Source organism: Bacillus sp. K2I17, from assembly GCF_002209985.1.
GTDB classification, from domain to species: Bacteria; Bacillota; Bacilli; order Bacillales; family Bacillaceae_G; genus Bacillus_A; species Bacillus_A wiedmannii.
The window spans coordinates 216,493-231,114 of record NZ_NJGF01000006.1; the positions used below are offsets into that span (position 1 = coordinate 216,493).

The 14,622-nt window shown below is 33.6% G+C and carries 16 protein-coding genes and 1 pseudogene; 7 read left to right on the forward strand and 10 right to left on the reverse strand.

All coding sequences use genetic code 11. The features are described 5' to 3' along the window. Positions 1-125: 125 nt before the first annotated feature. The 4 genes from CER22_RS10305 to exsE are packed head-to-tail and all read left to right on the forward strand — an operon-like array spanning position 126 to position 3,064. Positions 126-608 (forward strand): RNA polymerase sigma factor, encoded by a 483-nt coding sequence (locus CER22_RS10305; protein WP_240516353.1) that lies wholly within the window; start codon positions 126-128, stop codon positions 606-608. After that, positions 605-1,048 (forward strand): hypothetical protein, encoded by a 444-nt coding sequence (locus CER22_RS10310; RefSeq protein WP_088062955.1) that lies wholly within the window; start codon positions 605-607, stop codon positions 1,046-1,048. Before CER22_RS10305 ends, CER22_RS10310 begins: the two co-directional genes overlap by 4 nt. Further along, positions 1,041-2,111, forward strand: coding sequence for a hypothetical protein (locus tag CER22_RS10315; protein WP_088608719.1), 1,071 nt, complete (start codon positions 1,041-1,043; stop codon positions 2,109-2,111). Before CER22_RS10310 ends, CER22_RS10315 begins: the two co-directional genes overlap by 8 nt. Continuing rightward, on the forward strand, positions 2,108-3,064 hold the full coding sequence (gene exsE / locus CER22_RS10320; protein WP_088608720.1) for an exosporium protein ExsE: 957 nt from the start codon (positions 2,108-2,110) through the stop codon (positions 3,062-3,064). The genes CER22_RS10315 and exsE overlap by 4 nt, the downstream gene beginning before the upstream one ends. 29 nt (positions 3,065-3,093) lie before the next feature. Here exsE and CER22_RS10325 read toward each other — a convergent pair whose 3' ends face one another. Next, on the reverse strand, positions 3,094-4,341 hold the full coding sequence (locus tag CER22_RS10325; RefSeq protein WP_087983120.1) for a DUF445 domain-containing protein: 1,248 nt from the start codon (positions 4,339-4,341) through the stop codon (positions 3,094-3,096). 159 nt (positions 4,342-4,500) lie between these two features. Beyond that, positions 4,501-5,841 carry a D-serine ammonia-lyase gene (gene dsdA, locus CER22_RS10330; RefSeq protein ID WP_088608721.1) on the reverse strand — a complete coding sequence of 447 codons (1,341 nt, stop codon included), beginning with the start codon at positions 5,839-5,841 and terminating at the stop codon, positions 4,501-4,503. 150 nt (positions 5,842-5,991) lie between these two features. Here dsdA and CER22_RS10335 point away from each other — a divergent pair, with 150 nt between their 5' ends. Beyond that, complete coding sequence (locus tag CER22_RS10335; RefSeq protein ID WP_000427657.1) at positions 5,992-6,537, forward strand: helix-turn-helix domain-containing protein; 546 nt, start codon at positions 5,992-5,994, stop codon at positions 6,535-6,537. Positions 6,538-6,590: 53 nt separating this feature from the next. On the opposite strand, the gene CER22_RS10340 is transcribed toward CER22_RS10335, so the two are convergent. The 6 genes from CER22_RS10340 to CER22_RS10365 all read right to left on the reverse strand — a co-directional run bounded on the left by CER22_RS10340 (position 6,591) and on the right by CER22_RS10365 (position 10,367). Then, on the reverse strand, positions 6,591-7,271 hold the full coding sequence (locus tag CER22_RS10340; protein ID WP_088062951.1) for a prolipoprotein diacylglyceryl transferase family protein: 681 nt from the start codon (positions 7,269-7,271) through the stop codon (positions 6,591-6,593). 18 nt (positions 7,272-7,289) lie between these two features. After that, positions 7,290-7,844: a TlpA family protein disulfide reductase gene (locus CER22_RS10345; protein ID WP_000733169.1), complete on the reverse strand. Its 555-nt coding sequence runs from the start codon at positions 7,842-7,844 to the stop codon at positions 7,290-7,292. 18 nt (positions 7,845-7,862) lie between these two features. Next, positions 7,863-8,576, reverse strand: a complete 714-nt coding sequence (gene ccdA, locus CER22_RS10350) for a cytochrome c-type biogenesis protein CcdA (protein ID WP_000990445.1) — start codon at positions 8,574-8,576, stop codon at positions 7,863-7,865. 54 nt (positions 8,577-8,630) lie between these two features. Continuing rightward, complete coding sequence (locus tag CER22_RS10355) at positions 8,631-9,443, reverse strand: M56 family metallopeptidase (RefSeq protein ID WP_088608722.1); 813 nt, start codon at positions 9,441-9,443, stop codon at positions 8,631-8,633. 1 nt (position 9,444) lies between these two features. Next, on the reverse strand, positions 9,445-9,861 hold the full coding sequence (locus CER22_RS10360) for a BlaI/MecI/CopY family transcriptional regulator (RefSeq protein ID WP_000495070.1): 417 nt from the start codon (positions 9,859-9,861) through the stop codon (positions 9,445-9,447). 107 nt (positions 9,862-9,968) lie between these two features. Then, on the reverse strand, positions 9,969-10,367 hold the full coding sequence (locus CER22_RS10365) for a DUF3942 family protein (RefSeq protein WP_002108594.1): 399 nt from the start codon (positions 10,365-10,367) through the stop codon (positions 9,969-9,971). Positions 10,368-10,857: 490 nt separating this feature from the next. Here CER22_RS10365 and CER22_RS10370 point away from each other — a divergent pair, with 490 nt between their 5' ends. Further along, a complete protein-coding gene (locus tag CER22_RS10370; protein WP_088608723.1) occupies positions 10,858-11,556 on the forward strand; it encodes a peptidase E in 699 nt (232 codons plus the stop codon). Positions 11,557-11,612: 56 nt separating this feature from the next. Here CER22_RS10370 and CER22_RS10380 read toward each other — a convergent pair whose 3' ends face one another. Both CER22_RS10380 and CER22_RS10385 read right to left on the reverse strand, forming a co-directional pair. Continuing rightward, on the reverse strand, positions 11,613-13,022 hold the full coding sequence (locus tag CER22_RS10380) for an MATE family efflux transporter (RefSeq protein WP_000804152.1): 1,410 nt from the start codon (positions 13,020-13,022) through the stop codon (positions 11,613-11,615). Positions 13,023-13,121: 99 nt separating this feature from the next. Further along, the gene (locus tag CER22_RS10385; protein WP_064470811.1) at positions 13,122-13,886 is read right to left on the reverse strand and encodes a DUF2087 domain-containing protein; all 765 of its coding nucleotides are present in this window, start codon (positions 13,884-13,886) and stop codon (positions 13,122-13,124) included. Between the two features lie 256 nt (positions 13,887-14,142). Between CER22_RS10385 and CER22_RS33630 the strand changes: the two are divergent. Next, a pseudogene (locus CER22_RS33630) lies at positions 14,143-14,294 on the forward strand (MBL fold metallo-hydrolase); the annotation flags it as partial. Positions 14,295-14,622 lie beyond the last annotated feature (328 nt).

Below are 14,622 nucleotides of genomic sequence, written 5' to 3' on the forward strand. Positions count from 1 at the left end.
AGGGTGCCCAATCATTTCTTACGTCTATATAATAGAATGCGTCAAAAAGGAGGGAGAGACCCATTGAGGAAAAACAATTAATTGAAAAAGCACAACAAGGAAGCGAACATGCTTTTCGTATCCTTGTGCAAACATATCGTCATTATATTTTTCAAGTTATCTTTTCTATTTTAAGACATGAAGAAGATGCGAAAGATGTTACACAAGAAGTATTCTTAAAAATTCACGCCTCTCTCCCAAATTATCAATTTCGCGGATTAAAAACGTGGATGGCACGTATTGCCACCAATCACGCTATTGATTATAAAAGGAAGAAAGCTAGAGAAAACGAAGAACTCTCCTTATGTAAAGAAACTGAGGAAAATATAAAATCCTCTCATAATATTGAGGCTTTACTATTGACGAAAGAGCAAAAATTACTCATTGCTCAAAAACTGAGAGAACTTCCCGAAAACTACCGTGACGTCGTTCTCGCACATTACTTAGAAGAAAAAAGTTATCAAGAAATTTCTTTACAGGAAAACATCGAAGTGAAAACAGTCGAAATGAAACTGTACCGGGCAAGAAAATGGATTAAAAAACATTGGAAGGAGGAAGAGTTTCTATGATGCATTATTCAAAAGAGGATTGGCGCAATTATACTTTAGATTTTATAGAAAGCAATGGACGTGAATCTATGGAAGAACACCTTTATGAATGTGATCATTGTTTAGCACTTTATATGGAAAGTATCGATGAACAACATGAAAACCTTCCAATGATAAATGATGATTCATTTACGAACGAAGTTATGACGCAAATTAATTTTGAAACGCTACAACCTAATGAAAATATAAAAACAAACTCACTAAAGCGCACCATTATTCACTACATAATTGCGACTGCGGCTACAATTATTTTTATGGTAAGTGGTTTATTCCAGTATATTTTCACAGCGACATCAAATTTCGAGAAATCTTCAAAACATAACGAGTCTTCTATCTCACAACAACTTGTAAACAAATCGGTAGACACATCAAAAAAGGACGGAGGTTCAAAGCATGAATAAAAATCCCTTTTTAGCACTTGTATTAGGGCTAATTCCCGGGCTTGGACATTTATATTTAAAGAAATTTGGACGGTTTATTTTATATAGCGGAGGGGCTGTATTTCTATTTATCTTTGCAGCATTTTGTACAATAGCATTAGGTGCGCGTGATATTGCTTTTCTTTCTCTATTTTTACTAGTCGTCTTATGGGCAATCAATTTATTAGATTTAGTTATCACTATTATTAACCAATCAAAAAAACAAGCAGCCGGAGAATTAACAGATTCCTCTAAAGAAAGCGAACGATTTTATATCATTCTCCTATCCATCATACCTGGACTTGGTCATTTCCAATTAGGGCTTATGCAACGTGGACTTACATTTTTAGTAGCTTGCACAGGGATCGGAAGTATGATTATTTTCGTTGCACTTTTAACATCACAAGAAAGTTTCCTTATCTTCCTTATAACATTACCTGTTTTATGGATTTACAATTTCTTCGATGTTGTTCAGCAACTCCAGAAAAAAGAACGTGGCGAGCAACTAGATGACCGTACTATTTTCGAAGAGTTTGAAGAGCATCGTGAACAAGGAAAGAAGAATAAAACATTCGCTTCTATTTTAGCGATGTTCCCTGGAGCGGGACATATGTATTTAGGCTTACAACGCCGCGGTCTTCAGCTTATGGCAGCCTTTTTACTTTCCATCTATTTACTCGACTTATTAAGACTTTCAGCGTTTTTATTTTTAGTACCAATCATTTGGTTCTATAGCTTCTTTGACGCTTTACAGCAAACTGCAAAGTATGGAAAAGAACTTGTACATGACGAACCTATCATTGATTATTTTATCAATCATCAAAGATGGATCGGTATTGGGTTAATTACACTCGGTGGTTATTATTTATTAGATCAAACACTCCTTCCTATTTTGAATGATTACTTTGCAACTATATTTAACATTCATCTTAGCGAGCTATATTATCGCTATTTCCAAACATCTATCGTTGCACTCCTCTTAATTGGTGGCGGCTTTAAATTGTTACTTGGAAATAAAGAAAACAAAGGTGGTACAAAAGAATGAGAACATGGCGCGTTGGAACATTTTCAATGGGGCTTTCTATTATTGCATTAGGTTGCTTCTTACTATTTTCAGTTATAAAAGGTACTGAGGTATTAGATTCCTTAACAGCTTGGTGGCCTGTTTTACTTGTCATACTTGGCGCGGAAATTTTACTATACCTTCTATTTTCTAAGAAGGAACAATCCTTTATTAAATATGATATTTTTAGTATTTTCTTTATCGGCGTTTTAGGAAGCGTTGGAATTGCTTTTTACTGTTTATTATCAACTGGATTACTAGATGAAGTTCGCCATTCTATTCATACCACTCGCCAAACGAGTAATATTCCAAGTGGACAACTTGATATACCTGAATCTATCAAAAAAATTGTAGTGGATGCAGGACCGCACCCTCTAACAATAGAGGGTAATGATACAAATCAAATTCACCTTCTTGGAACATATGTAATGACAACGAAAGCTAATGAAAAACTTAATTTAAAACAAGAAGATTTCCTTTCAGTTCAAACAGCTGGGGAAACGATGTATATCACTTTAAAATCATTACCAGTTCAACATACGTTATGGAATTCAGCACCACAGGTAAAACCAACACTCGTTCTTCCGCAAAATAAAAATGTAGAAGTTCGTGCTTCAAATAACGAACTATCCCTTTATCCTGGTCAATTACAAAATAATTGGTTTGTACAAGAAAGTTCACATGTATCTGTTCATTTAGCAAAAGAAAGCGATGTATCTTTAATCGCCATAACAAACAAAAAAGAATCCCACGGAAACACACCTTGGGAACAAGTTGAAGATTTAACGAAAAAAGAAGAGAATACTTCAGAAGAAAATAAAGAATTCAACGAACAAGAACATTGGTATAAAAATTCGATTAAAACAGGCAATGGGACGTACAAGTTAAATATTGAAAAAGCTTATAATATCAATATGAGTATTATTGAAAAATAAAAACCTTCCACAATTGTGGAAGGTTTTTCTCATATAATCGCTTTAATTCCTTCTAACACTAATCCAATCATAAATCCGCAAACAGCCCCGTTTACTCGGATCCACTGTAAATCTTTACCGACGTTATTTTCAATCATTTCAATTAACGTTTTATCATCTAACTTATCAAGGTTTTCTTGTACAAGTTTTCCGATTTTCGAATGATTCTTTTCCACAAGTGTGACAACTTGTTTTTGTAACCAATCTTCTATTTTTTGAACAGTCTGTTCATCTTCTTTTATTTTATTCATTTGTGTTTGTAAAAATGGAATAACATATTTATCCGTAAACTCTTCGTTTTTCACAAAAGTAATTGCCCTTTGTTGCACTTGCTCCAGCATCTCTTTAATTTTGTCAGTAGCATTCCAATTGGCAATCCATTTTTCTTTCCAATTTTCTAATTCTTGTAGTAAAGCTTCATTTTCTTTTACATTTATAATTTCTTGACGAATTTTCGATAATATAAGTTGTCTCGTACTATTATCTGCATCTTGTAAGCTGTTAATATTGCTAATAATAAATTTCTGCAAAATGCCGCCAATTTTATCTTCATCTACAATATTCATAAACGATTTCAAAGTAAACTGTAAGAATCCATCTACTTTTATGTTTTCCATCGCCTTCATACCTAAGCTTCCGAGCTGGTAACGTGCTTCATCTTGCGCTGTCCAATCTTTCACTTTTACTAATATGTAATCCAGTGTCTTTTCATCGTACTCTTGCACTACCAATTGATCAACAAGCACTTGTAATATGTTACTTGTATTAATTGTATGCAAATACGTTTTTAATTCTTTTTCAATAATAACCGCTAACTTTTCCGTATCTATTGTAACAATCGCCTTCTCAGCAATTTTTACAATTCCCTTTTTCACAGCGTCAGACTGCATTTCTCTCTCAGCGATTTGCAGTACCATTTGCGCTAGCTGCATTTCTTTTACTTTATTCGTAATACTTTCTTTCGTCAGCCACTCATTTTCTAACGTATGAATGAGCCCTTTCGTTACTCGTTTACGATTTTTAGGTAATAACGCTGTATGAGGAATTGGAATTCCCATCGGATGACGGAATAATGCTGTAACTGCGAACCAATCCGCAAGTCCACCAACTAATCCAGCTTCAAATCCCCCTTGTATAATCTCTCCAGCTACCGTTCCTTGAAAAGGGATAGAAGCCGCAAAACCTACTCCCATAACCCCAAGCGAAATACCCGCTATATATTTAGTCTGTAATGACATCGTATACACATCCTCTTATTATGTAAAATAAAGCTTTTTTGTTATGTTTATTTGCTATTCGTTCTTTATATCTATACTATAATGAACTAATGCGAAAATAACAAAGAATTTATAATAATACATTTGTCATATAAATAAAAAATGAGGCCACAATTAGCCTCATTTTTCTAATATTGTTAATGACTCACCTGTTTTATAATATCCACTCATCACATCTTCTGGAACCATACTACCGCCAGTTCCCCACACAATATGAGTACCTTTCTTCATCTTCTCTGTTAACTGTTGTTTTTGTAAATACTCATCTTCTTTGCATACTTTCACTGGCCCTATCATTCCCGCTAGCGCAGAAGGCTCTAAATAAATATTTTCCGTATCAGCTAGTTCTTTTAACAATCTATATAACTCTTCATCACTTACTGTGTAATTTCCACTCAAAAATGGTTCCATCGTTTTACCAACAAATCCAGATGGTCTTCCTACCGCTAGTCCGTCCGCGTCTGTTACATTATCAATCCCGATATCTTGAACGGCAATTTTATCATGAAGTCCTGTCATTAAACCGAGTAACATACATGGAGAGTGCGTTGGCTCCGCAAAGAAACAGTGCACGTTGTCTTTATACAATAACTTTAAACCAAATGCGACTCCGCCAGGTCCGCCCCCTACTCCGCAAGGAAGGTAAACGAATAAAGGGTGCTCTTCATCTACTACGATCTCTAACTCTTTTAATTGCTTTTGTAAACGCGATGCTGCTACTGCGTATCCTAAAAATAAATCATGTGAGTTTTCATCATCTACAAAATAACAGCTAGGATCTGCATCTGCTTGCTGACGCCCCTCTTCTACTGCTTTACTATAATCAGCTTCATATTCAATAACGTTTACACCTTTACTTCTTAATAAATCTTTTTTCCATTCTTTTGCGTCTGCTGACATATGAACAGTTACGTTAAAACCTAGTTTTGCACTCATAATCCCAATGCTTAGTCCTAAATTACCTGTAGAACCTACCGCAATTGAGTATTTTGCAAAAAACTCTCTACATGTATCACTGTCTAAAATGGAATAATCATCTTCTTCTGTTAACATTCCATACTGCAAAGCTAATTTCTCCGCATGCTTCAGCACTTCATAAATGCCGCCTCTAGCTTTAATTGACCCTGATATCGGAAGCCCGCTATCACACTTTAATAGTAATTCACCTAATATAGGTTTCCCGTAATTTTTCTCTAAAGACTGTTTCATAGTAGGTATCTTCACTAAAGGTGATTCTATAATGCCGCCCGTTTCTTTCGTTTCTGGAAAAACTTTCGCAATGTACGGTGCAAAACGCTTTAACCTCTCTTCCGCATCTTTTACATCACCTTCATTCAATGGGGAATCTTTTATTGCCGTTTCATACTTTTCCATGTTCGGATTCACCCAAAACACTTCTTCTGTTGAGATTAATTTATTTAATAGTGGATATTCCTCTTTTAATTTCTCTATTCCCTTCATTTCTCTTCCTCCTCATAACCTTGTAGCTTACGATTCAATAAATTATAATTAAATTAATTTTAATTTAGTTTAACATAAATTATTTACTTTAGTTAATTTTAATTTAATTTATTTAAATATAATTTAATAATTAGTAAGGAGCCTTTCATTATGGAAAATATAGATATTGGTAAAAAGATTGAAAAGCAAAGAAAAGAAAAAGGTTTAACTAGTAAAGAACTAGCAACGATGGCAGGTATTACACCATCTATGTTAAGTCAAATTGAGCGTGGGTCTGCTAACCCTTCTATTCAAACATTAAAAGTACTCGCTAAAGCTCTTGATGTTCCAACATTTAGCTTTTTATTGGAAGATACAAATACAGACGATTTAATTGTACGTTCTCATAAACGAAAAAAAATGATTATCGATAATTTATCATATGAATTGCTATCACCTGATTTTACAGGAAATTTAGCAACAGCAATTATGACTGTTCCACCGAATACAGCTTCATCAGAAAATGTACTAGAACATAAAGGTGAAGAGTTAGCATACGTATTAGACGGGAAAATTACATTACATTTAAATGAAGAAGAATACATATTAGAAACGGGTGATAGCGTAAAAATACCTGCTTATTTAAAACATAAATGGGTAAATCAATTCGAGAAAAATGCCATTGTTTTATTTTCTGTTACTCCGCCGATTTTTTAATATATAATAAAAAGATAGCCACGTACGGACACACTCCATATGTGGCTATCTTTTTATTTTTTCGGCACCAACAAAATCCCTAAACTAATAAAAAAGAAGCTCATTATTTGCTGTATTGATAAACCAAATAAAACCGAATTTTGTTCACTAATAAGCGAAATAATAATATGAGCAAATCCCTCAACCATTAGAAAAACACTTATGTTCTTTCCATTTCCAAGTCTTTCATTTTTCATCCATAACAAGCCGATTATACAAAGGGCGAGGATGATCTCGTATACGAAAATAGGGTGATATAAAAATTTAGATTCATATATTTTCACACCCCAAGGCAATGTCGTTTGTACACCTATTTTGTGGTTGAATAGAAAATAAAAAATAATGCTCATACATAGTCCAATAGGTAATGCATCAAGTAAAATACGAAGCGAAAATTGTCCCTTTTTACTTTTCCAAACAATGTATATACTCGCAATTATGCATCCTACTATCATATGCTTCATACTTCCTATAGCTAATAATGCTTGCACTGGCGCTTTAAAAGCCCATACTGGATTTAAAATTGCCGGTGCAAATTTCCATACAAATACGATGATAAGAAAGGCATTTGTTACTGCATCCATCATTTTTTCATATGGTACACTTTCGTTCTTCATCTTTCGTTTCATCAACATAAATCCAAATAAACTTCCAATTATAAGAGATACGGGTTGTAACCTCACGATCCACTCCATCAATACAAAATCCCCTCTTTAACTCTCAATTAATTTCTTAAATTTCTCTTCTAATTGATCTGGAGGTAATACGCCTCGTACTTGCTCTACGATAATTCCATCTTTATTAACAAAAAATGTCGTTGGTAACGAAAATACTTTATAATCTAATCCAGCTACTCCGTCCATATCTAGTAAAACAGGAAACTTAAATCCGTGACGATCTGCAAATGCACTCGCTTCTTGTACTGGATCTCCAATTGTCGCATTTACCGCAAAAATTTCAACATCCTTTTTATATTTATCATACATACGAACTAAGTCAGGTGCCTCCATTTCACATGGGCCACACCATGATGCCCAAAAATTAATAAGGTATGGCTTGCCTTTTGCATCATTTAACGAATACAGCTTCCCGTCTAACCCTTTTAATGTTATGTTTGGCGCTTTAAATCCTACTTGTGGTAATACTTCTGTTTCTTGTAACTCCGCTTGTTTTGCTTTTCTTTCTTTTTCTTCTTTCTTTGTATTATAAAAATTAACTCCGGCCCAAATTAATGCCCCGGCCAGTATAATCGCAATTAGTTTCTTCACTTTTCTTCCTCCTCATTTTTAAAAGCCTGTAAATCCACCGAATAGACGAATAAAGAATGCGGTAATTTTCGTCATTTGATTTGTATACAATAAAACCCCTGTTACAATCATCATTCCACCGCCAATTTTCATCATGACATTGGCATATGTAACAATCCATTTTACTTTCCCAATAAAGAATGCCATCACGAAAAATGGAACCGCAAACCCAAGAGTATACGCGGTAATATAAAGAAGTGCCCCTTCAGGATTTGTCGCACCAAGCATGAGTACAGCTGAAAATATCGGTCCAACACATGGCGTCCAACCCGCTGCATATGTCATACCGACTAAAATCGAGCGAATATATCCAGTCGATTTACTTCTGTATTGTACTTTTTTCTCTGCCATAAGCCACTTAGGTTGAAACAAACCTGTCATAAACAGTCCCATCAAAACAATAAAAACCCCACCAATTTGTTGAATCAATTTTTGGTTAGATGAAAATGTTATTCCAATCCAACTTACCGATAAACCTAACGCATAAAATATAACCGAAAATCCGATCATAAAAAATACGGTATGTATAATCGCTGATTTTTGCATAATTCCACGATTCTCTTTTAAATCTTGAATAGACACACCTGTAATATATGATAAATAAGATGGATATAGCGGTAAAGAACATGGTGATATAAATGACAATACCCCTGCCCCAGCTACAAGCCAAATTGTTAAATCTGCTGCATTCATTTTACTCCCCCTAAAACACTACAATAAGTAGTGTTAATTCTTAAAAAAAAGAGGCTATATGCACTCTCCGACAATAAGTACAATCGACATACAGAATAAACCTAATGTTACATATACCGAATTCGTATGTAATGGAATATTGAGCTTAACAACTTTTTCATTTAACACTTGCTCGATTCGTAAATTTATTGCTGTTTTTGCAAATGAAGCTGTCACACATCGATTTTCCATTGTCTTTATTTTAATTAATTTTAATAACGCACTACCTAATTCGAATGAAGATTTCATCTTTTGCATTGCATATTTATCTGCTGCTAGCTCCTGATACACATGATAGCGCTGCAATAACCCTTTTAATATCGGAATGTACACCATTCCTTCTGCTAATAACGTAAAACAAAATAATTTTAATGGATCTCGATTAGTTTGATGATATTCTTCATGGAAAATAATCGCATCCATTTCTTCATCTGAAAATGTTTGAAGCATGCCTTCTGACATGACAACTTTCGGACGAAATAACCCAATTGTAAATGCCGCAACTTCTAAGGTCGGCAATATATATATTTGTTTTCCTTTTCGAATGAAAGGGATAAGTACTTTTTGTAATTTTTTACTATAGAAAAATTGTCGCCAAATTCTTTTGCACACTATGAGTACTGTAAGTAATAGTAATCCAGCAATTATAATACGAATGAGCGATAATTCCTTCATATGTTTTTCTAATTGAAACAAGCAAAAATTTGAAAAAAAGAACGCCTTATTTTGAAACAGAAATGGATATGTAACGTAATACACTAACATACTGAAAAAGAGGGTACTAACAATTACTGCTAACAATACGATTTTACGCATTTGCCATTTCATTTCATTGATCCTCTTTTTTTAACTGACTCAATTTGTCTTCTAATTTTTTTATTAAAGTCGGATCAGCCTGCTCTAACTCATCTAGCATATGATTTACTACTAAATCTCCAAATTCCCCCATCAATTCCTGTGTCATTTTCTTCGTTTGATTGGATAAGAATTCTTCTTTTGTTTGTACAGTACGATATATGCCACTTCTTTTCACCGTCTGTTTTTCTAAGTGTAATTTCTCTACTAACCTGTTCATAACTGTCATAACAGTGTTAAAATTCACAGGTGATTCTTCACTTAATTTCTGCTGCACTTCTTTAATCGTAATACCCTCGGTAGACCAAACAATCTCCATAATTTTTGCTTCAAGAGGTCCAAAAAAGTGATTTAATCCTTGCTCATTTAATTTATAGTTTTGAGTAAACATAGTATGGCTCCTTTCACACTACAAATTGTAGTACAAATTAAATGAAAGGTCAAACAAGAATGATATACACTAAAATTCACTACCTATAAATACGTAGGCCATTCCATTCATTTTAAACCTAATTTCTCTCCAAATGTCTCAAAGAGATACTGCTCTAATATTTGTACATTAAACTTCTCATTGCGCCCAAGTGCAAATAATTCCCGATCCTTTGCTACGATAGTATCTAAAGGAATAACGACATTATCCACTATTTTTGTAATTTCAATGATGTTACTTTTTACATTTACCTCTGTTTTAAATTCAACATTTTCTAATACGATATGTGAACGTCTTCCTGATGTAAAAAAAGTAAAATTAGGATTTTTCACAACGCCAATTTCAGCCTCTAACGCATATAAATAGTGAAAAATTATATCTCTATGTCCATCTTTTATTATTTTTTCATCCTTCTCATCATCTAAGTATTCTTTCACCTTCGCTGCAAACTCAAATCGAAAATCCACCTTTTTCACGCTCCCTCTTTGTATTTTTATATTAAATAAATATATTGAAATAATTTTACCATATTGTAATACAAGTTCCTATTAAAAGTAAAAAACGATTTGTAAAATCCCTATTATTTCCGATTCCTTTTTAAAATATAAACACTAATTCAATTTGAATTAATGCTTTGTTATATCCATTTAAACATATTGTTTCCATATTTTAAAACAATAGTATGAAATATTATATATCGATAAAGTGAAACTTTAATCAATGGGAGTTTCGTTCATCCCCCACTGATTATCAGCCCTCACCAATCAAGCTTTTACGGGCAGCCCGCAAATAGCCGGGTAATTTGTTTCAAATTCATTTTTCTATATAGTTATCACTACCTTTACTATTCCGATATACTTAAACTATATTTTCTACTTATTCATTACTTGAGAGAAGGAATGTTACTCTCTTCTATCGAATTTTTATATAACAAAAATGATTAGGTGGTGCTTTACTATGAAATTAGCTGTCATTGGTGGCGGTGATTTACAAGATTCAAATCACTCGCCTATTAATGAGCGACTTATAGAATTAACAAATAAACAGTATCCAAAAGTATTATTCATTCCTACAGCTAGTCATGATGATGAAAGCTATATAAAGCTATTTTTAGAGACGTTTGAAAAACAATTACACTGTGAAGTACAAATTTTACGTACTATAGCTGATACACCTTCTAAATATGAAATAGACGAAATGATTCAGTCTGCTGATTTAATTTATCTCGGTGGCGGGAACTATATTCAAATGGTTACAGAATGGAAAGAACTTAAACTCGATGAAAAATTACTATTGGCTCTGCAACAAGGAACACTCATTGCGGGCAATAGCGCTGGTGCTATGTGTTGGTTCACATCTAGTATCCGATCAGATTATGAAGGTTCTGGTTATATAGAGTGTAACGGTTGGGGGATTGTTAACAAAAGGTTTTGTCCACATTATAATCAATTAAATAGAATGAACGCCTTCCATTCCTTTTTACAAAATCATCAAGGTAATATAGAAGGAATTGCACTAGAGGATAATTGCGCTTTATATATTACAGAAGAATCTTTTGAAATTATCGGTGAACCTGAAAAAGCGTGGGAGTTTTATATGAGCGATAACAAGCTCATTAGACAACATTTTGATATCACTTTAAAAAGCTATTTGTAAACATACACTTACAAAAAATGTCCCTAAGTATAATAGCTTAGGGACATTTGCATGATTTAACTCACTAGTCGTGTAATTCGTTTCTTCTGCCATGAAAGCTTATAATATGCATACTGTAATATTAAGCTGACAATAAATGCTGCTGGGTACCCAATCCATATCCCTTCTATGCCAAGACTTGTATGGTAAGAAAGGTAATACGCTACAGGTACTTCAACAAGCCAAATTGATACAACTCCGATAACAGTTGGCCATAATACTGTACCACTCGCTCGCATTGTCGCACTAATAATTTGCGCATGCCCGAAAATTAAATAACTCCATAACGTAATCATAACTAGACTATGAGCAATTTCAATTGTAGTTTGACTCGTTAAAAATAGTGATAGAATGTCTCTTGAGAACAAGTAAATAAGAGATATTAGCACACCACCGATGACGTAGTTCATAATAATTCCGGCCTTCACAACTTTCTGCAATCTATCAAATTGATTCGCACCAATTGATTGTGCTGCAAAAATGGAAACTGTAATACCAAGGCTAACTGCTGGCATTTGTACATAACTTGCAACCTGGTTCACAACGCCATAAGCTGCTGTTGCATCCGAACCATAACGATTCACAAACGCGATTACCGCAATTTCAGATAATGAAACTAATATCATATTAATACTCGCTGGAATTCCGAGTCGTAACAATAGCTTCAATAATTCCCTATCCATGCGAAGATATTTCCTTACCGTACTATCTAATTGTAGTGGGTGATTTTTCTTCTTTAAATACACCAACATGACAATAAACGTAATAACTGTAGATATAACAGAAGCATAGGCTGCTCCATACACATCTAATTTCGGAGCTCCTAACCATCCAAAAATAAGAATTGGTAATAAGATCATATTTAGCGCTGTACTTACAATTAAAAAGTAAAATGGCGTTTTAGAATCTCCTGTACCTCTCATAAATGTTGTGTATGCAAAATATAAAAATAATACTGGCATCGATATAAATAAAATACGTGCATAATGAACACTTATATCAATAATATTTTCTGGCGTTCCCATTAGGCGCATAATATCCATCGCAAAAATACTACCTATAATCGCCAACACAACTCCAATAATAAATGTAAATGTCAGTGTCGTACCAACGATAGCTTTTAAACGATCTTCGTTTTTAGCACCAAACGCCTGACCAATTAAAATAGAACTCCCTGAACCAATACCAATTACAAATGAAACGAGTAAGAAAAATAGTGGAAAGAATGCTGATATAGCCGCTAAATCATTAACGCCAAGCCATCTTCCTACTACTACCATACCGAATAATTGTCCAATCGATTGTAATACATTACTTAATAGTAACGGCACTAAAAACATGGACATCGATTTCCAAATCGGTTTACTCTCACTTTCTAACTTATGTGACTCCGCACCTTCTTTATTATTATCTGTAGGTGGTTTCAAATTTCATTTCTCCTTTTATTAAAAATCTGTTTTTCAACTTCTATTTCTTTGTATAGTTGTTATAATAATGTGCCTCTATTTATTTTCTTTTCCATATTATCATAACTTTACCCAATATTGGCTTCCATCTGCTGTTCTATCTAAAAACCCATATTCGATTAAATACCTTCTTAAAGTTACAAAATCCGGGTATACTCTTTCTATGATAGTATTTACTTCTTTTTCAGTGTACTTTTTATTACTATCAAACTTCGTCACTAAATGGCGTAATATAATTAATTTGCGCTTTTGCTTTTTCGGAAATGTAGAAAGTGGTCCATCTAATCCTTCTGTAAAATGCGCTTTTAATACTTCATCATTTTCTTCTTCCGTAATATTGTAGCGATCATCTACCATCGTTGCGGTTCTATGAATTGGTACAAATTTCGTTTGTACTTTTGATTTTTCTTCTGACAGTTCCATTAATGCTAAAAACACTTTCGCTTGCTTCATTTTCTCTCGAAGTGTAAATCGATGATTACGAATGGTTGATGTACTTCCGCCATCCATCTCTTTTACAATCTCTTTATCATTCAGCCCCATATGGAAAAACTGAACCATTTTCTTTTGCAAATCCGTTAAACCCGTATACTTTTTATCAAGGTTTAATAAATAATCAAACATAGACGTATGTTCATTTTGCACATGCAATTGCACAAACTTCTCTGCTTCATACAAAACTTGATTATCTTGATAAATAACCCCCTTAATAAACGCTTCTCCACAAGCTAAACAAATATACTCCTCTGCTTCCGCTTCAAATACATACCCTTTCTTCAATTCTTCTACCGAAGCATCCCAAAACTTCTCTGAAATATCACTCATACTAAACACTCCTTTAAAATGTTTATCTAAAAACAGACGTTTCCCAATAACGTTTACTATCTCTTCATCATCTTAACATACAGTAAATAAACATTTCAACATTCCGTTTACCCATTTTACAAACTTTTATAAAAAACGTCTACTAAATAATTTTATAAAAAGAATTAAAGTAACAAAAAAGCGAATGTATTTAATACACTAATGAAGATAGGATGTGAAACAAAACATGACTATTCTGCAAGATCCTTGGTTTACTGTTAATCAAATTTACGGTTCACATCATACTCTTGGTCTCCCCCTACTATACTGAAAGAACTAAAATACGCTATTCAATATTTGAGTGATAACAACCTCGTTCTACACGGAACTGGTACTCACTCATTCCAAAACTTCAGCATTCAATTTTAACTACAAAAAAGGTATTTCCGTATATGGAAACACCTTTTATCCATTATATATTCTATTTATAACCTCGACTAAAGCCTTACTTACCTGTACAAATATATGCTTTCGATTTCCATCCTCAACAAATTTATTTGCACAACTACCCATAACCGTTATACAACTAATTATGACTAGCGCTAACTTTCTATTCTTGTAAGTCACTTCATACCTCTCCACTATTACAAAATTCCATTTAAATTTATCCCACTTTAATGGGCAGTAAGATCCCCACCTCAAAATTCAGCGAAAGCAAAGAAGTTAGGTGGGGGATCAACTGCCCATAAAAGTCCGA